The organism is Phormidium sp. FACHB-592, assembly GCF_014695795.1.
In the GTDB taxonomy this organism is placed as follows: Bacteria; Cyanobacteriota; Cyanobacteriia; order Leptolyngbyales; family Leptolyngbyaceae; genus Stenomitos.
The window spans coordinates 218,357-239,545 of record NZ_JACJOZ010000103.1 but is presented as its reverse complement, the minus strand read 5'-3'; the positions used below and the strand labels follow the sequence as shown (position 1 = coordinate 239,545).

The 21,189-nt window shown below is 48.6% G+C and carries 19 protein-coding genes; 11 read left to right on the top strand and 8 right to left on the bottom strand.

From position 1 onward, the window contains the following. Positions 1–118 precede the first annotated feature (118 nt). Complete coding sequence (locus H6F86_RS27800; protein WP_190453552.1) at positions 119–985, top strand: branched-chain amino acid ABC transporter permease; 867 nt, start codon at positions 119–121, stop codon at positions 983–985. 69 nt (positions 986–1,054) lie between these two features. Here the strand turns inward: H6F86_RS27800 and psaX are convergent, their stop codons facing one another. Continuing rightward, complete coding sequence (psaX, locus tag H6F86_RS27795; protein WP_190453549.1) at positions 1,055–1,198, bottom strand: photosystem I protein PsaX; 144 nt, start codon at positions 1,196–1,198, stop codon at positions 1,055–1,057. A 76-nt stretch (positions 1,199–1,274) separates the two neighbouring features. Continuing rightward, positions 1,275–2,213: a lipoyl synthase gene (lipA, locus tag H6F86_RS27790; RefSeq protein ID WP_190453546.1), complete on the bottom strand. Its 939-nt coding sequence runs from the start codon at positions 2,211–2,213 to the stop codon at positions 1,275–1,277. Between the two features lie 374 nt (positions 2,214–2,587). Between lipA and H6F86_RS27785 the strand changes: the two genes are divergently transcribed. Next, positions 2,588–3,139, top strand: a complete 552-nt coding sequence (locus H6F86_RS27785) for a response regulator (protein WP_190453544.1) — start codon at positions 2,588–2,590, stop codon at positions 3,137–3,139. Positions 3,140–3,293: 154 nt separating this feature from the next. Here H6F86_RS27785 and H6F86_RS27780 read toward each other — a convergent pair whose 3' ends face one another. Further along, a complete protein-coding gene (locus H6F86_RS27780; protein ID WP_190453541.1) occupies positions 3,294–3,626 on the bottom strand; it encodes a hypothetical protein in 333 nt (110 codons plus the stop codon). Positions 3,627–4,129: 503 nt separating this feature from the next. On the opposite strand from H6F86_RS27780, the gene H6F86_RS27775 reads away from it, so the two are divergent. Together H6F86_RS27775 and H6F86_RS27770 are read left to right on the top strand one after the other, a co-directional pair. Then, the gene (locus H6F86_RS27775) at positions 4,130–4,621 is read left to right on the top strand and encodes a YajQ family cyclic di-GMP-binding protein (RefSeq protein ID WP_190453538.1); all 492 of its coding nucleotides are present in this window, start codon (positions 4,130–4,132) and stop codon (positions 4,619–4,621) included. Between the two features lie 61 nt (positions 4,622–4,682). Next, positions 4,683–5,933: an AI-2E family transporter gene (locus tag H6F86_RS27770; protein ID WP_190453536.1), complete on the top strand. Its 1,251-nt coding sequence runs from the start codon at positions 4,683–4,685 to the stop codon at positions 5,931–5,933. A gap of 108 nt (positions 5,934–6,041) precedes the next feature. Here the strand turns inward: H6F86_RS27770 and H6F86_RS27765 are convergent, their stop codons facing one another. From H6F86_RS27765 to H6F86_RS27755, 3 genes are all read right to left on the bottom strand, one after another. Next, positions 6,042–6,980 carry an exopolyphosphatase gene (locus H6F86_RS27765; protein WP_190453532.1) on the bottom strand — a complete coding sequence of 313 codons (939 nt, stop codon included), beginning with the start codon at positions 6,978–6,980 and terminating at the stop codon, positions 6,042–6,044. Between the two features lie 324 nt (positions 6,981–7,304). After that, positions 7,305–8,060: a PspA/IM30 family protein gene (locus H6F86_RS27760; protein WP_190453529.1), complete on the bottom strand. Its 756-nt coding sequence runs from the start codon at positions 8,058–8,060 to the stop codon at positions 7,305–7,307. A 129-nt stretch (positions 8,061–8,189) separates the two neighbouring features. After that, positions 8,190–9,521: a hypothetical protein gene (locus tag H6F86_RS27755; RefSeq protein WP_190453524.1), complete on the bottom strand. Its 1,332-nt coding sequence runs from the start codon at positions 9,519–9,521 to the stop codon at positions 8,190–8,192. A 321-nt stretch (positions 9,522–9,842) separates the two neighbouring features. Here H6F86_RS27755 and H6F86_RS27750 point away from each other — a divergent pair, with 321 nt between their 5' ends. From H6F86_RS27750 to H6F86_RS27725, 7 genes are all read left to right on the top strand, one after another. Beyond that, a complete protein-coding gene (locus tag H6F86_RS27750; protein ID WP_190453521.1) occupies positions 9,843–10,400 on the top strand; it encodes a DUF721 domain-containing protein in 558 nt (185 codons plus the stop codon). A 493-nt stretch (positions 10,401–10,893) separates the two neighbouring features. After that, the gene (locus H6F86_RS27745) at positions 10,894–11,331 is read left to right on the top strand and encodes a hypothetical protein (protein WP_190453518.1); all 438 of its coding nucleotides are present in this window, start codon (positions 10,894–10,896) and stop codon (positions 11,329–11,331) included. A 1,012-nt stretch (positions 11,332–12,343) separates the two neighbouring features. Beyond that, entirely contained in the window at positions 12,344–12,478 is a 135-nt protein-coding gene (locus H6F86_RS33015; RefSeq protein ID WP_277881721.1) for a hypothetical protein, read from the top strand. A 42-nt stretch (positions 12,479–12,520) separates the two neighbouring features. After that, the gene (locus tag H6F86_RS27740; RefSeq protein ID WP_190453515.1) at positions 12,521–13,711 is read left to right on the top strand and encodes a glycosyltransferase; all 1,191 of its coding nucleotides are present in this window, start codon (positions 12,521–12,523) and stop codon (positions 13,709–13,711) included. A 198-nt stretch (positions 13,712–13,909) separates the two neighbouring features. Then, the gene (locus H6F86_RS27735; RefSeq protein WP_190453511.1) at positions 13,910–14,614 is read left to right on the top strand and encodes a sugar transferase; all 705 of its coding nucleotides are present in this window, start codon (positions 13,910–13,912) and stop codon (positions 14,612–14,614) included. Positions 14,615–14,772: 158 nt separating this feature from the next. Beyond that, a complete protein-coding gene (locus H6F86_RS27730; protein ID WP_190453508.1) occupies positions 14,773–17,469 on the top strand; it encodes a chloride channel protein in 2,697 nt (898 codons plus the stop codon). A gap of 270 nt (positions 17,470–17,739) precedes the next feature. Then, entirely contained in the window at positions 17,740–18,639 is a 900-nt protein-coding gene (locus H6F86_RS27725; protein ID WP_190453505.1) for a peptidoglycan-binding protein, read from the top strand. A 64-nt stretch (positions 18,640–18,703) separates the two neighbouring features. Here H6F86_RS27725 and H6F86_RS27720 read toward each other — a convergent pair whose 3' ends face one another. Both H6F86_RS27720 and sigC read right to left on the bottom strand, forming a co-directional pair. Then, positions 18,704–19,159 carry a transcriptional repressor gene (locus tag H6F86_RS27720; RefSeq protein WP_190453502.1) on the bottom strand — a complete coding sequence of 152 codons (456 nt, stop codon included), beginning with the start codon at positions 19,157–19,159 and terminating at the stop codon, positions 18,704–18,706. Positions 19,160–19,404: 245 nt separating this feature from the next. Next, positions 19,405–20,649: an RNA polymerase sigma factor SigC gene (gene sigC, locus H6F86_RS27715; protein WP_190453499.1), complete on the bottom strand. Its 1,245-nt coding sequence runs from the start codon at positions 20,647–20,649 to the stop codon at positions 19,405–19,407. Positions 20,650–21,189 lie beyond the last annotated feature (540 nt).

The window sequence follows — 21,189 nt, the reverse complement described above, 5'->3', positions numbered from 1 at the left end:
TGTGAGTCTTGATACTTATCAAAAGTAAGGACATCAAATGTCGTGTGTTGATCGACAAAAACTTTCCAAAGGTCGCCGTGATCCTGGACAATCAAAGCGATCGACTTAACGAATTTTGATGGACCCTCAACTCGCGCAATTAGTTGTTAATGGCATTGCAGTGGGCAGCATTATTGCCCTGGCATCGATCGGGTTAACCCTTACCTACGGCATTCTGCGTCTTTCTAACTTTGCCCACGGCGATTTTATGACCCTGGGTGCCTACCTGACACTGCTGGTCAATACAGCGGGACTCAATATCTGGCTCTCCATGCTAGTAGGCGCAGGGATGACGGTTTTGGCAGTGCTGTTAAGTGAGAAGCTTATCTGGTCGCCCATGCGTGCCCGTCGCGCTAATTCGACCACGCTAATCATTATTTCGATCGGTCTAGCGCTATTTCTTCGCAACGGCATTATTTTTTTATGGGGCGGCGGCAACCAGCGCTATAACCTACCCGTTTCTGAAGCGATCCCCGTGCTGGGGTTGCGGATCGCTTATTACAATCTTGTCGTCATGGTGCTGGCAGTTGCGGCGATCGTAGCTCTTCACTATCTCCTGCAAAACACCCGCATTGGTAAAGCCATGCGTGCCGTTGCGGATGATATTGATCTGGCCCGCGTCACGGGGATCGATGTCGATCGCGTGGTCATCTGGACCTGGATTATTGCGGGTGGTTTGACTGCGCTCGGCGGCAGTATGTTGGGCTTGGTTGAAGCAGTACGCCCCAACATGGGATGGTTTCTGATTTTGCCCTTGTTTGCGGCGGTCATTCTGGGCGGCATCGGCAATCCCTATGGTGCGATCGCTGGAGCATTCGTCATTGGCATTGCCCAAGAAGTCAGCACGTACTGGCTAGCATCAGAATACAAGCTTGCAGTCGCCCTGGTGATGATGGTGCTGGTCTTACTGTTTCGTCCGCAAGGTATCTTCAGGGGCACCCTTTGAGAGAGGGGCGATCGTGCACGAACGCTTATGTAGGGGCACTACACCTAATGCCCCTACCAGTGAACTGAATTAAATGTTCAGATAGCCTGCATATATTGCCGCCACCACAAAATTGACCCCTAGCAGCAACAGTGCCCAAAAGGTGCGAAACGGATACGGTGGTTTACCTGTTTTTGTTACGGGAGAAGCTGGTTTTTTAGCCCGAGCAGTCATAAATAAGATCTCCTTAAGTGTCGTTTTTAAGAAATACCAAAGAATTGCTAACGTTGGTTATATCTCTGGGTGAATCTTAACGTCTTGGCTGTGCGTCTTCTTCTCCTGCATGGTAGGAACTGCGAACTAGTGGACCCGATCGCACATGGGCAAAGCCCATTTCACGGGCAATTGCTCCCAGATAATCGAACTCGGCGGGTGTCCAGTACTTTGCAACAGGCAAGTGCTCTAGTGAAGGGCGCATATATTGCCCGATCGTCAGGCGATCGCACCCTACGGCACGTAAATCAGTTAATGTCTCCAGCACCTCTGCCTCTGTCTCACCTAACCCCAGCATCAGCCCCGATTTCGTGGGGATCGCTGGATTCAATGCTTTGACGACACTAAAAACACGCAGCGATCGCTCATATTTTGCCCCACGTCGCACCGGACCTTGAAGCCGTTGCACGGTTTCAATATTGTGGTTGTAGCAAGCAGGTTGGGCACTTACGACCCTAGCAATGCGCTCCTGCTGTAAAGCATCTGGATTATCTCGTCCACCCCAAAAATCTGGAGTTAACACCTCGACCTTCGTCTCTGGATTCTGGTAACGAATTTGGGCGATCGTCTGTGCAAACCATCCTGCGCCTTGGTCAGGCAAATCATCGCGTGTCACTGATGTCAGCACCACATAGTGCAGTCCTAACAGACTCACCGACTCAGCCACCTTTCGCGGCTCGTCTGGATCTAAAGGCATCGGTGCGTGTCCTTTATCCACCTGACAAAAACCGCACGATCGCGTACAGATAGGACCCATTAGCAAGAACGTTGCCGTCTTTTGGGCATAGCACTCGCCTCGATTGGGACAACGCCCCTCTTCACAAATCGTGTGAATCTGACGCTGCTTGATAATCCGCTGCACCGTCGAAAGCTCACTTGCCTTTCCGATTGGACGTTTTAACCATGCTGGCAGGTTCTCTAGGGACGAAGCGCGACGGGCAGCTACGGAATCAAGGGCATTTGTTTCAGCAGGCATAAAGTTGGGCACACTACATTGGATGAGACATTGCTGTCTCAAATTCTAAAGGATTGCTCGTTAAAGGATTCGAGGCAGCAGTACGACTGCCCTAAATCGACGTAGCACCCTCAATCAGAAATAATTCTGACCCGTTGAGGCTATAAACTAGATGGTGCTACAGCAGGATTACCGCTCACCCTGGATACATTTTCTTGTTTAGTTGTTACTATCTAAGTCTTCATCCTTAGCAGTGTGGTTGCTAGTCCACCTTCAGCTTCTAAGCTGTCAAATGGATTAAACAATCACACTGAAGCAAGTCACACTAAACACTGTGGCGTTTCACCTTACTCATTACTCATTCACCTTGCAGTCGCTACCAGAGGAGTTCAGTTGTGGCAAGTCACAAGATCCTGGTCATTGATGACAGCAACGTCATCCGAAACATGGTTCGGGATATGCTGCCAAAGGGCAATTTTGAAGTCCTTGAGGCTAAAGACGGCGTTCAGGGACTCAACCTAATCCGTCAGGAACGTCCTAACCTAATCATGTTAGATTTCTTGCTGCCACGACTTAGCGGTTGGGAAGTTTATCAGCAAATCCAGATTCAACAAGACTTGCAGGCGATCCCACTGGTGCTGATGTCTGGTCGCAAGGAAGAGGTCACTGAAAAACTTCAGGAACCATTTGAATACTTTGAATTTGTTCAGAAGCCGTTTGACCAAAAAGAACTGATTGATGCCATCAAAGCCGCAATGGCGAAGTCAAAGCGTCGCCCTGCTGCAGTTGCTCCTACTCCAGTAGTGGCTCCACCAAGCACTGCTGCTGCTCCGGCAGGCGATATTGAAGCATTAAACGAGAAAATTGTGAAGATGCAAGCTGAAATTGATGGCTTGAAAAAGCAAATGAGTCAAATTCTCAACTTCATCCGCCAAAAGCTGAAATAGCAGTTTTACACTGGTGCGATCGTGTTTCGGGAGGCTAGGGGCTTAACAAGCTACAAGCTTACCGCTACCTCTTAAATAAACAGTTTTTAAGGCGTTAATCGATTGCTTGATTATGTGCCAGGCAGGTCTGCCCTAAAGCTGGGCAGTGCTGATTTTACTCGTCAAGCCTATAAAGTACCTGCACTTTATTGCCTGATGACGGATCGTCGGCTGGATAAACACCAACCTGACTAGTTCCACGCTCTGGGCGGATGAGTATTTGTACGTCATTTAACTGAAATCCCCTCTCACTACCACCTGGAACATCTGTACTGCGTTGCGGTGATAATGGCACAGGGGCGTTAGGTACTGGTCTTGTCACCGAGCGTTCTTCCAATCCATCTAAGGCTGCGGCTGAACCCATTGGTTCTGCTTGGGCATAGGCAGCAGAGCCAAAACTGCTTAGCATCAAAACGGTACCAAACACTGCGATCGCTTTGAACATCATGGCGACTCCTGACAGGATATTGTTTTACGTTGGCATTAAAGTGTCTCTAACGCTTCAGGTCATGGCACTAAGCCTTAAAACCTTTTACGTTACAAAGGGGTTCTGGGTATAGAAAGTAGCAACGTGCCGCTACCAATTGATATAAGGGCTTAATGACCATTAGTAAACTTGACTAAGATTTAATAAAATGCTCTGAAATTAGCATCACGCCTACGGCAGATTAAGCCACTTATAAAGTGATAAATGAATGTCAGGATGTAGGGTTTGAAGACGCAAGCGCTACTTTCTTTAGCTTTTGGTCTAGTTTGCAAGATGCTAGCGCGTTTGAATCTTAACGCTAGCTGCTAACTGCTTATACAAGTGGTTGCTCCTTCAGGATGGCTAGATTTAGTGCTTGGACTTGAGACAATCGATCGTAGACTATAGACTAGGGCATCTGGGCAAAGCTCAAAGATTCAACTAAGCCCAACGATTAACGTCCAAAGTCTAGAGTTTCAAGTCCTATGGCTGCATCCTTTTCCTTTGATGTCGTAAGTGAGTTCGATCGTCAGGAGTTAGTTAACGCCCTGGATCAAGCAACGCGCGAAATTCAGAGTCGTTATGACCTGAAAGATACTAAAACGACGCTTGAGTTAAGCGAAGACACAATTACAGTCAGCACTGACAGCCAATTTACCCTTGAAGCTGTTCATAACCTGCTGAATATGAAGGCTGCTAAACGTAATTTGTCGCTAAAGATTTTTGAGTACGGCAAAGTTGAATCGTCTAGCGGCAACCGTGTACGGCAAGAGATTACCCTGCGAAAGGGCATTAGCCAGGAGATTGCCAAGCAAATTTCCAAGCTGATTCGGGATGAGTTCAACAAAGTGCAGCCATCGATTCAAGGTGATTCGGTACGGGTGAGTGCTAAGGCAAAAGACGATTTGCAAGCTGTAATGCAGCGTCTTAAGCAAGAAGAGTTACCCGTCGCGTTGCAATTTACTAACTATCGGTAGGGGTGACTGCGAAGTCTAGGGTGTAGGGTAGAGGGTGTAGAGTAAAGAACTACGGGTGCCCATGTCGGATCACCAGGCTGAAGCTCACGAGGTACATAAGGGACGTTTGCGGCTCTGGTGGGAAACGCTTTCTCCACTTGCAAAGGCGTTACTCATTCTGTTAGCGGCTCCGCTGTTGGTGCTGAACGGTTGGGCGCTCTTTGCGATCGCTGATTACTTCCATTCTCTCATTGTCATCTTGGTAGCGGCTTCGCTGATTGCTTTCCTGCTTAACTACCCTGTCAGCCTCATGCAGCGACAGGGGGTACCACGTGGACGAGCCGCAATCGTTGTATTCTTGCTGGCATTGTCGCTCTTGTTAGCGGGTGGCATTACATTACTGCCGAGTGCGCTTGATCAAGCCCGTCAACTTGTAGCACGCTTACCTGAATGGTTTGACTCAGGACAGCGGCAACTCATTATTCTCAATCAACAGCTAGAAGGGACAAACCTGCCGCTTGATTTAAGCCTCTTGGCAGAACAGGTAAACGATCGCCTTAAGAGTCAGTTGCAGCTTATTGCGGCACAGGCGTTAAGTGTTGCTGTCTTCACTGTTACCAGCTTGTTAGATGTGTTGCTCACGCTGGTGTTGACATTTTATCTGTTACAAAATGGCGATTTGCTCTGGGAGAGTCTTGTAGAATGGCTACCTGTAAGAGTGCAAAAGCCGTTTTCAGAAACGCTGCGCTTGAGCTTTCAGAACTACTTTTTAAGTCAGTTCATCCTGTCCACTTGTATGGGGTCAATTTTAACCCTCATCTTTTTGTGGCTAGCCGTCCCCTTCGGGTTGCTGTTCGGATTAACGATCGGTGCGATGGCGCTTGTGCCTTTCGGTGGCTCTGTTGGTATTGCATTGGTAACTCTACTCGTAGCCCTGCGAGACATCGGCTTAGGCGTTAAGGTGCTAGCCGCGTCGTTATTAGTGCAGCAGATTCTCGAAAATTTAGTGGCACCACGAGTACTGGGTAGTGTTACTGGGCTGAATCCAGTCTGGATTTTTGTCTCGATTCTAACGGGTGCGCGTGTCGGTGGACTCTTGGGCGTGATTGTAGCCGTACCAACTGCTGTCGTTCTTAAAAATATTCTTGTGGCGATGCGATCGTCCAGAGGAATGGGTGTCAGTCAGTCGCATAGCAGCCAGTCTAACCCTGCGATAAATGGTGAATCGCCGACTCAACCAAAAGAGACAATCGCGCCTCTCGACACATCCCATATTGATCTTGTAGAGGCTGAGGACTCGATCGTTCGTGATGCACCTACACTCAGAAATTAATTGGTATTCCGAGAATCGGAGTAAGGGCTGTTGTATGGAATGCACCTCTGATACTTAGCATTCGTACGGCAGCGCTCTTAAACTGATTTCTGCACTTTAGCTTTTAGCTTAACCGTCGGCTGTAATTTGGGCGATGAGCGCTTTTAGTGTTGCTTCTGCCCGATCGTTTTCTACTTGGCAAGTACCAGCATTGGCGTGTCCACCGCCACCATAGGTAAGCATTAACTCACCAATGTTCGTCTTAGACGAGCGATGAAAGATCGATTTTCCGGTAGCAAAAACGGTATTGAGCTGCTGCCGTCCCCACATGACATGAATTGAAATATTAGTTTTTGGAAAGAGTGCATAAACCATGAATCGATTGCCAGCGTAAATCACCGCTTCATTACGTAGATCAAGCACGACTAAATTTTGATGGACTGTTGCACACGCTTGAATTTGAGCCTTGAAGCGTGACTCTTGTTCAAAGTACAGGTCAACCCGTTCTTGTACATCTGGCAAAGTGAGAATTTCGTCGATGGGCTGTGTTTTGCAGCAGTCAATTAACTGCATCATTAAGTTGTAGTTAGAAACGCGAAAATCCTTGAAGCGACCTAAACCTGTCCTCGCGTCCATTAAGAAGTTTAATAATGTCCAACCTTTGGGATTGAGTACTTCCTCGATCGAAAATTGAGCAGAATCAGCTTTGTCAACGGCTGCCATCATCAGCGGCGAAACATTAGGAAAGCGCTCGTGCCCACCAAAATGTTCGTAAACGACTCTGGCAGCTGAAGGAGCGTTGGGTTTGATGATGTAATTCTCTTTTCGCCCCTGATTTCTCAGCGTTTCACTGGAGTGATGGTCAAAGACTAAATGAGCACTTTCGACGTAGGGTAAATTGGTCGTGATGTCATTTGCCGTAATCTCAATCTTGCCATCCTGCATATCTTTAGGATGAACAAACTTGATCTCATCAATCATGTCCAGTTCTTTCAGTAGAACAGCACAGACCAGCCCATCAAAGTCGCTTCTAGTCACTAACCGATACTTTGTATTCGCTGATATCATGTGCGTCCTTTTTTCTTCAGCAATCATCTATCTTCAAGGTTCCCAAGATGCTGCTAGTTTGCACACTCTTGAGAAACTCTTGGAAAGGAGCAGCACTGAAAATAGACAGACTCTAGTCGGGGATCAACTGCAAGTACTTGTTGAATGATGCCATAGGTCAAGGGATGGCAGTATAGGCAAGCAGAAACGCTATGAACCTCATCTCAGAGCCTTATGCTATGCCGACGCGATCGCTAACTTGCAGGGCTTGCTGTCATGCATTACCCCTTTAATCTTTCACCGATCTACGGCACTACTAAGCTGCTATTACTACTATGAACTCCGCTAGAGTTCTCGCATTTGTCTACGTAGATTATCTAGCTCTCGATCGGTTTCAGCATTAGTAGCCGTCTGGCTCGCTGGAAGCTGAGCAGTTGGAGAACCGCCAGTGAGTTGGTTTCTCATCGCGGCAAGTTCAGCTTCTACTTCGTCAGCTTCCCCAAGGGCAGCAATACGCTTTTCCAAATCATCAGTGCCAAGTTCAGCAACGGCTTCCGATTGGGCTTCAAGCTGCAAAACTTTTTCTTCCATACGCTCAAAAGCCGAAATTGCGCTGCCTGTGCCAACTCGTCCCATCATGTCATTAATCTGCTGGGATGCTTTTGCCGATCGCGCTCTAGCAATATACAAATCTTTCTTAGTCTTAGCTTCAGAGATTTTGCTCTCCAGCTTCATCATGTTTTGTTTAAGCTGAGTCACGATCGTGGATTGCTGTTCAATCTGCGATCGCATTGCCTCTGCCGTGTCCTGGTAAGACTTTCGTCGCGTTAATGCTTCTCGTGCCAGTGTCTCTTCGCCTTTTTGCAACGCTAGCTGTGCCCGACGGTACCATTCATCAGCCGTTGTTTGTGCCTGAGAGCATTGTCGTTCTGTGCGCTTTTGGGTTGCGATCGCTTGTGCTACAGCCTGCCGCAGCTGGATCAAATCCTCCTGCATATCCAACACGGCTTGCTCCAGGATTTTCTCCGGATCTTCGGCACCGCTTACCAAGCTGTTCAGGTTAGCGCGAATCACCCGCATGATTCGGTCGAAAAGTCCCATATGCTCTCCGGAGATTATAGTTTCGAGTTTTGAGTTTCCGTTGGTGTGGTAACGCAATTCAATGCAAGCCTTCCCATACCAAACTCAAAGCGTTTCTCAATCCTACCGTACCTTTTCAGTTCGTACCTCCTACCGTTTATAGACCTCAGTAGAAGAGAGCCCCTGATCACGTAAGCGTTCCACGTTTGCTTTCACTTCAGTTTCGTTGCGGGCTGCCCCAACCTGCACGATCGTTTTGCCATCTGGCAAGGTGCGGACAAAAGCATCAGGTACGACTTTTCGGGCATTTTCTAGCGTCTGGTCGTTTTCAAAGGGAATCCCAACTTTGTATTGATAGGCGCTAGATGCCTCTCCTGTAGACTGGCTGCTAGCGGTTGCGGCTGGAGCTGTAGTTGTGGCTGGAGCCGTAACTGCGGGAGTACGACGCACGGGTGCAACAGGTGGCTGCACTGGCTCTGGGGCACGGAGCGGAGCGGTTTGGGGTGGTTCGCTAGTGCGTGCGTAGGGACGGCTAGAGTTTGAGGTTACGGCTGGAATGGGTGCTTGTGCAGCAGGCTCGTTGCTGGATTGAGATTCTACAGGTGCGGTCGTTGTTACCGTTGTCTTACTGCTAGGCGTAGCCGTAGCCTGTTTGCTTAGAGCGGTAGAAGACGGTACTCCTGGACTAACGTTAATAGTGCCCAGATTGTTCAAATTCAGCTCTGGGAGTTCCCGTTTGGCTAGATCGGGCTGTGGTGGAGCGATCGCCCTTTGACCAGCGGCTTGCTCTGGCGACAAACCAGCATCATTAGTCCGTTTTGCTGTTAACCACGGCAAACTAGACGGATTCATGATGACGTAGCCAAACATAGCGCTAGAAAGCAGTAACAGCAGCATCGCGCCCACCCCTAATGGTGTAAGCAAACTTTGCATAAAATGCCGTTCTGCTTGCACTTCGGCTTGCTGGTCTGCAAGGCTACGTAGCAACTCTTCAGACGACTCCAAATAATCGTCCAAGTCAGGGTTGCCAGCTTGAGCTAAGGCATGGGCATCCTCTCCCCCAGACAGCGATACGTCGTTATTGGCGTTGTCTTGGGACTGCTTGTCCGTTCTAAGGGCGATCGCGCCGTCAAACGGTTGGGGGGTGGCTGTAAAAGCGGGTATTGGCTTATATGTATCGGGTACAGCCGCTTGTCCAGCAACATCTGCCAGGCGCTGATCTAGCAATGGTACTGGCTTTGCGGCAGGTGTGTTGACTCCACCCGCCGTTGCTGAAACTGCAATTAGATCAAGGGACTCGGATGAGCGCTTGCGACCGGGTTGACGTACAGTACGTCCAGCAGCCGTCCGTTGCCGCCTGTAGCGCACCAACTCATCTTCAAGCTGAATGTCCAGATGTGCCAAAGCAGTACTTAAGACTGGATGAAGCGCGATCGGCTGAGGTGACTGATTCGGTGGCTCTACTTTAGGATTTTGACGCATTACTCACCTTCTACTAATACGCTTACTTAATGTTGGTTTTTGAAGCGAACTATGATTGAGCCGCTAGCTTGTTTTAAATTGCTCAATTAAAAAACTTCTTTTTGAACGGCTAGATTGCTCTCTGCCGCCTGTTATGCATTCAGGCTATAACATTTGAGACTATATATAACTCTGATATAACTCTGGCTATCAACCTTGAGTGTTCTGTAGATGCATTGTCGCCCAATTTTTCTGCTTGCTCACAGTTTACATTAGGCACTGAGCTAACGTTATACACTTTTTTGCACGATTCTGCACTCCTTTCATACTTTCATTGACGCTATGTCTTTCAAGTCTATTGATCACGTTTTAGATCAACTTGGCGATCGCTATCGGTTGCGCGACCAACAGTATTCTCAACGGCTGCTCAAAGCTTGGGTTGAAGCGGTCGGTCCAGTAGTGGCAGCTCAAACTCGACCACTCTCAATGCATAACGAGGTGCTGCGAGTAGCAACATCAAGTGCTGCTTGGGCACAGAATCTAGTTTTCGAGCGTCAACGCATTCTGGCAAAACTCAACGTGTTACTCTCGGCATCGCTGACGGATATTCGGTTTTCTAATGCTCAATGGCAAACACAATCTCGATCAGCGTTTAATGAAGAGCTACAGACAGAACTCTGGCAGCAGCACCCTAGCCGTCTGACGGATGCAGTGCGATCGCCTGGCGTGCCGCAGTCAGAGCGCTTAACAGACCCGCTGCTTGCTTTCCAGCACTGGAGAAAGATTATGCGGACACGCACTCAAAATATGCCCCTTTGTCCGCAATGTCAGTGCCCTACCCCCTCTGGTGAACTAAAGCGTTGGGCGCTCTGTTCGCTTTGTGCCGCGAAACAATGGTAAGAGTGACGACTCAGCCGCATTGTAATAATTTCAGATGCTTGCTTTCTATCTGAACTGCTAAATGCTTTGAGCAAATGTACGAATATGCTTTTCTACTTTTCTAGCAAGCTTGGGACGGGGAGCATCCGTTGAATTACATACAGATAGTTATAAGTTGACAACCCAGTTGCTTAATTTTACGGACTCTGTGATGCTCTTTTAAAGCTTCGCTTGAGACAAAAAATGTCCTGATATAAAGTGAGGTTGGTTTGTATAGCCTTTGATCCCTCTGGCGTTTCAAACAAAATGCAGCCCTTTTGTAAAGAGACTAAGTCAGATCCACTATTAAAAATGTTGCTCTTGATTTCATAAAAGTGAAAACAATCTAAAACCTGTTTTGTAACCGGGATCGCTCAGATTCAATAGCCATCCTGCCTCTAGCGCTTTATCAAGTAAATGTCAGAAAAAAGCTGCATCCAAAATGGAGTGAATAACACCTTTAAAAGCCTCGTATATGAAATCCTTGTCTTCCTCCACATCCGTTTGTCGGCGTTGCCAATACTACGCGCCAGAGGGGCGGCGTGGGGGACACTGCCAGCAGCTTGATGTTGCTGTTCAGGGTGCCTGGACTGCTTGTGCACTAGCGATCCCACCCTTTTCTCCAGCATGGGAAAACCTGGAGGATATTATGGCGTGGCAGCAAAAAAATCTGGTTGCAATGCAAGCGTCAGCGGAGTCAGCTATGACTGAGGCTTTGTCAGACACTCCAAGAGTCGGTGCTTCAAGCTTGAGCGAGAGTATGACAATACGCTGTTGCGAATCAGCAGAACCTGCTTGTAACAGTGCTATCTCTACCCATACGGAACAGGCTCACATAACACAACCTCATGTGACACACCTCCTGCCAGTGGCACACGTCCAAACGCTGGGGATCAAAGCTTTGTGGATGTGAGACTGACTCCTTTGCCGAATCTAATTGACGCTATCTTCTTTAAACCTTACACCTAGCTTTAGGGTCATTAGACTGACCACAACATCAGCATAGATACAGAAGGTTGCTATAACGATCACAATAGTGTGCCACTGCTGATGGGAACGATTAAGTATGAGTCGTCACCTTACTCACGACGTGTAGTAGGGCTGTAGTCGCTCGGTTCTCTAGGATTACAGCGGTTCAAGTAGTCCTAGGTGATGTTAAACACAGCTTCCTCCTGCTCTTTGTTCTCTCGCGAATTATTTATCCCTGCCTAGAAGAGGAAGGACTCCTAAGCACCAAAGATTAAACTGCTGTGTCAACCTAGCGCGAACGTGCAGCGATCGTCCGTCTCCTAAACAGCAAACGCATTCAACCCTAGACGGATCGTTTTAATAGAGGTAGTTGCGTAAGTAAGCACGAGTGCAGCCAGTAGGTTCGTGGATGAACAATCTTGCTACAAATAAATAAATGTATTGCAGACCGTTCTTCCGTGCAGCAATGTTGCTGTGCGATGTCTTGCAATAACTGAACTGGACGAGGCGTCGTGCCTCAGTGTTATTGCCCTCTCAAAACCTTGCTTTTAAGTTGAGGGCTTTAATCCTAAGTGCAGTGGAAAGCTTAGGAGTACTAGGAGATTAGGATTTCAAATTGCTCTTGGAGTTGGAGCAATAAAGAGACGATTAAGGAACTGCTGCATATTGGAGCCAGAGCTTATTACCGTGTATCTGCTGAGGTCAAGTGAGTTTTATCACTCTACCATCGCTCTTTAGGAAGATTTAAATTCAAGAAGCGTGAATTTTTATGAAAAAAGTTTGTGTATCTTGCTACAATGATGTCTAACCGGGGGAATACTAAAAAGTAGTAACTTAACTGTACGTTTGGGAGCGCGCAGGCAAGTTTCCTTCCATTTGAGAGAACAACGTATGTTTTGATCTGACCAGCCTTAGTGCTGGTCTTTTTTTTTTTGAAACCCTGCGATCACGACAGTATGTCTGCTGAGCCTTTTGTAAAAGGTCAAATTCCCTTCAAACACAATCGTTCACGCCTCTTTTTCTCTATCACAGCAAAGCGAACGAACTGGAAAACCGATCGATCGCAGCATTCGTCTGTCATTCGTCTATAGTTGCACCAGAACAAATCGTTAAACGCTGTAGGCAAGGCTGCTGTGGCATTGAAGTATGCGCTGGTGCATGAATGGTTAACGCCCAAAGCTACGGGTGGTTCCGAATTGGTTGTGCAGGAAATTCTCAAGAGTGTAGAGGCTGATGTCTACGCGCTGATTGATTTTGAATCGACTAATCCTGATAGCTATTTGTTTAAACGCACGATCGGCACCACATTTTTACAGCAGTTTCCCTTTGCCCGTAACGGCGTGCAAAAGTATCTGCCATTGCTGCCGCTGGCGATCGAGCAACTTGACCTGCGTGGTTACGACGTGATTCTCTCATCTTCTCATGCAGTAGCAAAAGGCGTTTTGACAGGAGCGAATCAACTCCATGTCTGCTATTGTCATGCGCCTATGCGCTATGCATGGGATATGACTTTTGACTATTTGCATAGCAGTACTGCTGGGCGAGGGGCACAGGGTCTGCTCACACGCTACTTGCTCCACCGTATACGGCAATGGGATGTACTTTCAGCAAATCGCGTCGATTACTTTATTGCTAACTCTAACCATACAGCGCGTCGGATCTGGCGCTGCTATCGTCGTCCCGCAGCAGTCATCTATCCACCCGTTGATACCGAGCGGTTTTGCTTTCAGCCGCAGAAGCAGGATTTTTACGTGACAGTCTCGCGCCTCGTCAGCTACAAAAAAATCTCGCTGATTGTTAAAGCGTTCAATCGGTTGGGTAAACCCTTAGTCGTTATCGGTGATGGTCCAGAGCTAAAGCAGATTCAGCAGCTTGCTCGCTCAAATGTACAGGTGTTGGGCTGGCAATCTGATGCCGTGGTGGAGCAATACATGACGCAGGCGAAAGCGTTTGTCTATGCGGCATTTGAAGATTTTGGCATTGCCCCAGTAGAAGCGCAGGCATGCGGTACTCCTGTCATTGCCTATGGATTGGGGGGAACTTTAGAGACGGTGCGTGATGTCAGAGAATATGGTGATCTGGGCACTGGAGTCTTATTTTATGAGCAAACGGAAGGCGCGATTGTGGCTGCCGTCAAAACGTTTGAACGGTATCAATCAGCACTGAATTTGGAGGCTGTGCGATCGCACGCACTCTCGTTTAGCCCTACCGTTTTTCAAGATCGCTATCGATCCTTTATCGAGCGTTGTTATGGCGAGTTTCATCAGCATCTTTCATCTACCAATAAGAGGGCAGACGAATATAGTCAGTCGACAGATATATGAGATAGAACGCTCACGGAGCAAGCCTTTATTGCTTTGTCCGTCAGCACTCATAGCTGCCCTTTGGATACTAGTAACGAGCTGCCTCTTTTTGCGATCGCATCATTTTTTAACTGAATTGGCAGCAAAAACTGCGTAGAAGGGGTGAGTGGCTTTATGATAATGACTGTGTGGTGTGGTGTGGATGTGTGAAGGAGTAAAATGACTGCCGAAAGCCAATTAATCTCTGGCAAGACAATTCGTGCATTCTTAAGGCGTGGTTTTACATCGCTGCTTGAGAGAAGCTTAAACGGAGAGTTTGCCAAACGGCTGTTTGATATTACATTTTCCCTGACTGTTCTGATTGTCTTTTCTCCGGTTTATCTTCTGCTGATTGCGTTGATTGCGTTCAGCTCCCGTGGTCCCATTTTTTACGTTCAAGAGCGCGTTGGCAGAAACTACAAACCGTTTGGCTGCATTAAATTCAGAACGATGGTACGAAACGCCGATGAGGTGTTGATGGAGATGATGGAGACCTCACCTGGTCTACGTCAAGAGTTTCAAAGCAATTTCAAGCTGCGACGCGATCCACGCATTACAAGCATTGGTCGCTTCTTACGGATTACCAGTTTGGATGAGTTCCCGCAGTTTTTAAACGTCCTCAAGGGAGATATGAGTGTCGTTGGACCACGCCCAGTTGTAACTGAAGAATTAGAACGGTATGGTAATTATGCCGATCGCGTTTTCAGTATTCGTCCTGGCATCACTGGTCTATGGCAGGTGTCTGGGCGAAATGACATTCCTTACCCTAGACGCGTTCAAATTGATGTCTATTACGTCAACTGCCGGAGTCTTTTAATGGACTTGGGTATTGTCGCTCGGACGCTTAGCGTTATTCTTTACCCAAAAGATAATGGGGCATATTGACTGCCTGCACTAACGGCTGTATTGCAAACTTCATGGAAAGCAGCAGTGCAGTTAATTAGAGATATTGCGTGCGCGACTTGAGCAATTGGTTAATCTAATGGTGTTGCTGTCACTAGTTTGGTAGCAGCTACTTTGGATATCCTTATGAGTGCTGGCTAATGCCGTTTCCAGTCACGTTCAAATCGATCGCTCTGCTGCTCACTCCCAAGCGATTAGCAATTCTTGAGGCAATCCTGATTGGTCTCGTTGCTGCACTGGCAGCCGTGCTGCTGAAGCAAAGCATTCAGTGGCTAGGTGGCTGGCGGCTAAAAGAAGCGATGTCACGGCCAACCTGGTTGCTGATACCAACAGTAGGTTTGATCGGCGGGCTTTTGGTTGGCTTGTTGATCGAGCGGGTCGCTCCAGAAGCCTTGGGCAGTGGTGTTCCTCAGGTGAAAGCAGCATTGGCATATGTGCCGACTGCACTTAATCTCCGCGTTGCTGCCGTCAAGCTGGTCAGTACAACCTTAGCTTTGGGTTCTGGGTTTGCGCTGGGGCGCGAAGGTCCGACAACACAAATTGGGGCATCCCTGGCAGCACAATTAAGCCGTTGGCTGCCAGCATCGCCCGAACATCAACGTCAACTGATTGCCGCCGGAGCCGCTGCGGGTTTAGCTGCTAGCTTTGACGCCCCGATCGCGGGCGTGATGTTTGTGATTGAAGAACTCCTTCAGGATTTCTCCAGTCTGACATTGGGTACAGCTATCCTGGCATCGTTTATTGGTGGCGTGACATCGCGTGTCTTAGCAGGACCAAACCTGCATCTAGGCATCGACCCAATCCGCTATCAGGCAAGCTTTGCGCTATCAGAAATTCCTTTCTTTCTACTTTTGGGGCTACTGGCAGGTATGCTAGCGGCGCTGTTCAATCACGGCATTCTCTACAGCATTCGGTGGTGCCGTCGGATGATGCCCTGGAGTCCCATGTGGCGTATCGGTCTAGCAGGGTTAGTCTCTGGTACGATCATTGCCCTCTTACCTGTGCCCTTCCGTAGCAGCTATACCCTGGAAGCCTTTCTCACTAGCAGCCAGTCTGATTGGCGCATGGTGGCTTTTGCCTTTATTGTGCAGTTTGGCTTAACTATGATTGCCTGTGGTGTGGAAGTGCCAGGGGGGCTTTTTGTTCCCAGTATGATCTTAGGCGCATCGCTGGGACATCTGGTAGGTATGGCTGAAAGCGCGTTTCTGGGCGGCGACCCGGTGATTTATGCTCTGACGGGGATGGGAGCGTTCTTGGGCGCAGCTGTTAGGGTACCCATTACAGCAATCGTCGTTGTCTTTGAAATCACAACGAACTTCAGTCTAGTGCTGCCTTTAATGATTAGCGCCGTCACAGCGTACCTTGTAGCAGAGCGGCTGTTTCCAGGTTCAATCTATACGCATCTTCTGGAGCTTAAAGGTATCCGTATTGAGCCAGCCGCTATCCAGGACGGATTATGGGCAAGGCTAACGGCCGCCGACGTGATGCAGCAAAAGGTCGAAACCCTGGCGAGTCAAATGTCCTTAGATGAAGTAGTGCAGGCATTTGCGCGATCGCACCACCGTGGTTTTCCAGTAGTGGATGACAGTCGCTTGGTCGGCATTGTCACCTTAACTGACCTTGATAAGGTGGCGCAGCGACAGCTATCGAACACCGCCTCCTTGAAAGCGATCATGACGCCGCAACCCATCACGGTTAGCCCGTCCGATACGTTGAGCCACGTCCTTTATTTGCTTTCTCGCTACAAGCTCTCTCGCCTACCCGTGACAGATCACCGCAAGCTAGTGGGAATTATCACTCGCAGCGACATTTTACGGGTTGAGTCGGATCAGCTAAGGGGTGGCGATCGCTTAGGAGGACGAGCAGAACCATCCTATGTAGTTTACCAAACGCGATCGCCCGCTACCGGACGGGGACGCTTACTGCTGCCACTTAGCAACCCTCAAACAGCAAATGGGATGCTCCAGCTAGCCTTTGCGATCGCCCAAGAGCATCATTACGAAATCGAATGTTTGCAGGTGATCTCTGTGCCGCGCCATAGTTCACCGGCAGAGGTAGCAGTAAACACTACATTAAGCCGTCGTCTTTTAAAGGAAGCAGTCAGGCAGGGAAATGCAAAACAAATTCCGGTGCATACTCAAATTCGAGCGTCACACACGATCGAGCAAGCCATTTTAGAAACGATCGCTGATCGCCACATCAATGTGCTGCTAATGGGTTGGAAAGGCAGTACCACTACCCCCGGTCGCATCTTTGGTAGCGTTGTCGATACCATCATTCGACAGGCAAGTTGCGATGTGGTGCTAGTTAAAAGTGGCGAAGGTTTTAGTAAACGCCGAACAGAAAAGCATAGTGCTTACCGTGAACTCATTGGTGCGCATCGAATCGGCAAGAATGCCCCAACAGCAGGCAACGAACTGAGCCAAGCATTACTGCCGTTGGAGCGCTGGCTGCTGCCGATCGCCGGTGGACCCAACTCACAGCACGCACTCAAGCTCCTGCCAGCTCTTGTTGCCCTCAGCAAACAGCCTGAAATTCGTTTATGTCAGGTGTTCCATCCCTCTGATACGACTCAAAGCGAGGTCTTACTAGATGAAGATGCTCGCTTCCTCAGACGGCAGCTTCAAGCCAATGTGATTACACTGCCAGTCTGTGCCAATTCAGTGTCTGATGCTGTGATTGATATGGCGCAGAAAGACCAGTGTGACGTGGTTGTAGTCGGTGCAAGTAGAGAAGGTCTACTCCAACAAGCAATTCAGGGTAATATCCCTGAGACGATTGCCCGTCACTGTTCCTGCACGGTAATCTTGGTCAGAAAGGCTATCGTCAGTAGTTGATAGGCAATGCTGCTGATTCAAAGTAACGCGACGTGCAACTAATGTTCTCTCACCGTCGCCCTTGTCTCTTAAGAATAGAGAGAGCGGTCGAAAGCCCTTGGGTGCTTGACCATGTGAGGCGATCGCCTGCTACCTCAAAGCTCTTGAATCGTCTGCCGCACAACGTCCTGTTAATACTTCCCATAGGGGATTAATAAAGTTAAGATTTTTACTATGGTTGACTCTTAGCTTCAGTCTTTAAACGAACCATTAACACGTTGCGGGAAATCTATGGAAACTTTTGCCTATCTGCATACTGCTTGTGTCTACGAAGAGCCTGAAGCAGAACTAAGGTTGAATGTTGATCGACTGAACTTAAAGCTGTTGTCTACCCAAGCGGGTTTATTGCTGCTGCAACTGCTGGTGCCCGCAGCGATTTTAATTGTCGCTGGTCACGCCTCTGCGCTTCAGGTCGGCGATCGTGGTGCTTCTGTAACCAACCTGCAAGACCAGTTGCGATCAGTTGGCTACTTCAACCGTAGATCAACTGGGATTTATGCCTCTATTACAGCTGATGCAGTGAGGCGCTTTCAGGCATCACGTGGGTTAACCGTTGATGGTATCGCTGGACCCACTACGTTGCGGGCACTAAGAGGTGAATCCCTGCCAGTTTCAGGAAACGTTCGCCCCATTAGCTACAGTAGCGGCTTACGGCTTGGCAGTAGGGGATCAGAAGTCAGTGCGCTTCAGCAGCAGTTGAACAATGTGGGTTACTACGTTAGTGTTGACGGTGTTTTTGGTCCAGATACTGACCGAGCGGTACGTAGTTTTCAGGCTTCCAATCGCTTGGTAACAGATGGTGTCGTTGGACCTGCTACACGAAATGCTCTCGCTAGCGGCGTGGACGGTAACGGTGTGAGTGTTAGCTTCCCTGAGCCTACCTTTTCCAACAACTTATCTGGGAGTAGTGCAGCTGTTTCAAGTGTTCGCAAGCGCTATGTTGTTGTTGTGCCAGCAAGAGGCAGCTCAACGTTATCGCAGGTACGTGCCGTTTTTCCCGGCGCTGTCTACGCAGCATCTAACCTGGGTAAGTATGTGCAAGCAGGCGCGTTTGATGAGCGCGGTTATGCAGAGGCACGAGCAACACTACTGCGCGCTAACAAGCTGGATGCCCAAGTGCGCTACTTCTAGCCTCGGTACTTCTAGACTAAGAAGGCAAAAAGCTAGTGCGCTTCTTCTGCTAGAAGGAAAGATATCAAATTGGTAGAAGCGATCGCTGACAGGCAGGACACACTGCATGAATGGTGAGCTGGCAATCCAGCAGATGGTAGCCTTCTTTCTGCGTTGTTTTGACACCGACTTTAAGAATGGAATCACTCTTAAACTCGATCGTTTTGTTGCAGCGAACGCAGATTAAGTGATGGTGATGGTAAGCAGGCTGATTCAGCTCATAGTGCTTGTGCCCTTCTGCCAGCTCTAATTCTCGTAGAATGCCCATCCGTGCCATTAGTTTGAGCGTCCGGTAGATGGTTGAGAGACTGATTGCTTCTCCCTCACCTTCCAAAAGGTTGTAAAGATCTTCAGCGCTCAGGTGATTGCCCTTAGACAGATTCTGAAAAACCTGCAAAATGGTCTCCCGTTGTGGCGTTAATCGCCAACCCTTTTCGTTTAGTTCTGCTTTGAGTGAAGTGACTGTGTAAGGAGCTGCCATAGTCGTCTTCTCAATAACTCTAGATTAATGAGAATGATACACAATAAAAAAATTATTTTCAAGTAGCTCGTCTTATTGAGAATTAATCTTGAGAAAGAGGGCAAGGCGATCGCTCGTTTGTTTTAGAGGGGACGCAATGACGATGTTTAAGCGACCAAAAAGAGAAAACAGCTCCCAATCTCTTCTAGAGACACTGGAAGCTGCTCAACAACTTGCAACTGTAGGTGAAATTCAGCGGGTGAGCTTTAGCTTAAAGACTCCAGATAGTCACGTACTCGGTTGCGACGCTTGGGTTGTCGCAGCTTTTGCAGTGCCTTTGCCTCGATTTGGCGGACTCGCTCGCGTGAAAGATCGAGCGCACGACCAATTTCAGCCAGCGAGTAGGGGTGTCCATCGCCTAAGCCAAAGCGCATTTGAATGACATCCCGCTCACGAGTCGTCAGGTCTGCCAGGAGTTGTTGGAGATCGCGGCGGAGTGCCTCACGCATCAGCGTGTCTTCGGGTGAGACATCGTCTGTTTCCAGCAAATCGCCTAGTTCTGTATCTTTCTCTTTGCCGACTTTGGTTTCAAGCGAAACGGAACGGGGGACACGCAGCAGCACGTCACGCACTTGAGGCGCAGTCATCTCTAGTTCTAGCGCGATGTCTTCGATCGAAGCGGTACGCCCTTTTTCTTGAGAGATTTTGCGCTGAGCCTTCTTGATTTTGTTCAGCTTTTCGGTAATGTGGACAGGCAAGCGAATCGTACGACTTTGAGTAGCGATCGCTCGTGTAATGCCTTGACGAATCCACCAGTAAGCATAGGTGCTGAACCGATAACCTTTGGTGGGGTCAAACTTTTCGACAGCCCGTTCCAGTCCAAGGGTGCCTTCCTGGATCAGATCGAGCAGTTCCAAACCGCGATTCTGATATTTTTTAGCGACCGAGACAACCAGGCGCAGGTTCGCCTTGATCATGTGCTCTTTTGCCTGCACACCCTCAGCTTGAATGGCTTCCAGTTCTTCAACCGTTAAGCTGGCAATTTCTGCCCAGAGGCGTTTTCCTTCTGCTAGGGTAGGCTTCAGGTCTACGACGGTAATACCCGCTTCGAGTGCCCATCGCTCTAGAGACGGACGATGCCCCAAGTGAGAGGCAAGGCGATCGTGCGCTTCAACAAGCTGAACGTAGAGCTGAATCGGACCATCTGCCTTTGCAGCCGCTTCTGCCCGTGTCTCAAGTAGTCGCATATAGCGCTGGACTCGTTGCGCTTCCGATACTTCTTCGTCGCGACCTAACAACCGAACGCGACCAATTTCCTGGAGGTACAAACGAACCAAATCAGTGGTGCGACGGCTCACACTACGCTGGAGGTCAGCCGCTTCGGCATACTCCATTTCCAAGCTGATGAGGTCATCCACTGTATGCTCTTCATCAGCCCGACCCGGTCGAAGGTTCTGGGCGCGTAGCTGTTCGTCGTATTCTGCTTCAGCGTAAAAAGAAGATGCTGGCATAGTGCTCGTCTCAGTTGCTCCAGGTAAGAGTGGGCTTCAGTCAGCTTGCTAATAGTGTTCCCGCCATTCACGACTAAAGAACATCCCTTAGAGTTCCGTTACGTCCTCTAGTACATTGGCGTTTGGATGCATCTTCCGGTTAATTAGCTACAGAGCTTGCGATCGTGATTAGGCTGTATCAACTTGATGGGTGTCAGTATAAGTACAAGCTTGCAGATAAATGAGTGACCCAAATCAGTTGCTAGGTTAACCTACATCACTTGTAGGGCAATTTCCTGATGTTTTTGAAGTCTGATGTTCATCTTCATGAAGGCTTTGAACGACTACTTGTTTCCATTACAGGGGTGTGAAGCTGAAATCCAGAAAAATTGCTGTAGGTTTATGGAAGCTTTACTTACAGCAGCACTCAGAAAATCTTAGTCAAGCGTTAAAAAAGCTATTCAGAATTTAGAGCACAGGAACCAGATATTAGGAGCTAGAAAGCTGAGCATAAAGGCTCTCAGTCTCTAAGATGCATTCCCTTTGGCAATACTATTTGCT

Excerpts from the sequence above, each read along its gene's own strand:
- H6F86_RS27780 (WP_190453541.1), bottom strand. The coding sequence starts at position 3,626 with ATGATGTTCAAAGCGATCGCAGTGTTTGGTACCGTTTTGATGCTAAGC.
- H6F86_RS27735 (WP_190453511.1), top strand. The coding sequence starts at position 13,910 with ATGACTGCCGAAAGCCAATTAATCTCTGGCAAGACAATTCGTGCATTC.
- H6F86_RS27760 (WP_190453529.1), bottom strand. The coding sequence starts at position 8,060 with ATGGGACTTTTCGACCGAATCATGCGGGTGATTCGCGCTAACCTGAAC.
- H6F86_RS33015 (WP_277881721.1), top strand. The coding sequence starts at position 12,344 with ATGTCTGCTGAGCCTTTTGTAAAAGGTCAAATTCCCTTCAAACACAAT.
- H6F86_RS27725 (WP_190453505.1), top strand. The coding sequence starts at position 17,740 with ATGGAAACTTTTGCCTATCTGCATACTGCTTGTGTCTACGAAGAGCCT.
- H6F86_RS27730 (WP_190453508.1), top strand. The coding sequence starts at position 14,773 with ATGCCGTTTCCAGTCACGTTCAAATCGATCGCTCTGCTGCTCACTCCC.
- H6F86_RS27750 (WP_190453521.1), top strand. The coding sequence starts at position 9,843 with ATGTCTTTCAAGTCTATTGATCACGTTTTAGATCAACTTGGCGATCGC.
- H6F86_RS27720 (WP_190453502.1), bottom strand. The coding sequence starts at position 19,159 with ATGGCAGCTCCTTACACAGTCACTTCACTCAAAGCAGAACTAAACGAA.
- H6F86_RS27755 (WP_190453524.1), bottom strand. The coding sequence starts at position 9,521 with ATGCGTCAAAATCCTAAAGTAGAGCCACCGAATCAGTCACCTCAGCCG.
- H6F86_RS27765 (WP_190453532.1), bottom strand. The coding sequence starts at position 6,980 with ATGATATCAGCGAATACAAAGTATCGGTTAGTGACTAGAAGCGACTTT.
- H6F86_RS27745 (WP_190453518.1), top strand. The coding sequence starts at position 10,894 with ATGAAATCCTTGTCTTCCTCCACATCCGTTTGTCGGCGTTGCCAATAC.
- H6F86_RS27775 (WP_190453538.1), top strand. The coding sequence starts at position 4,130 with ATGGCTGCATCCTTTTCCTTTGATGTCGTAAGTGAGTTCGATCGTCAG.
- H6F86_RS27800 (WP_190453552.1), top strand. The coding sequence starts at position 119 with ATGGACCCTCAACTCGCGCAATTAGTTGTTAATGGCATTGCAGTGGGC.
- H6F86_RS27770 (WP_190453536.1), top strand. The coding sequence starts at position 4,683 with ATGTCGGATCACCAGGCTGAAGCTCACGAGGTACATAAGGGACGTTTG.
- psaX (WP_190453549.1), bottom strand. The coding sequence starts at position 1,198 with ATGACTGCTCGGGCTAAAAAACCAGCTTCTCCCGTAACAAAAACAGGT.
- lipA (WP_190453546.1), bottom strand. The coding sequence starts at position 2,213 with ATGCCTGCTGAAACAAATGCCCTTGATTCCGTAGCTGCCCGTCGCGCT.
- sigC (WP_190453499.1), bottom strand. The coding sequence starts at position 20,649 with ATGCCAGCATCTTCTTTTTACGCTGAAGCAGAATACGACGAACAGCTA.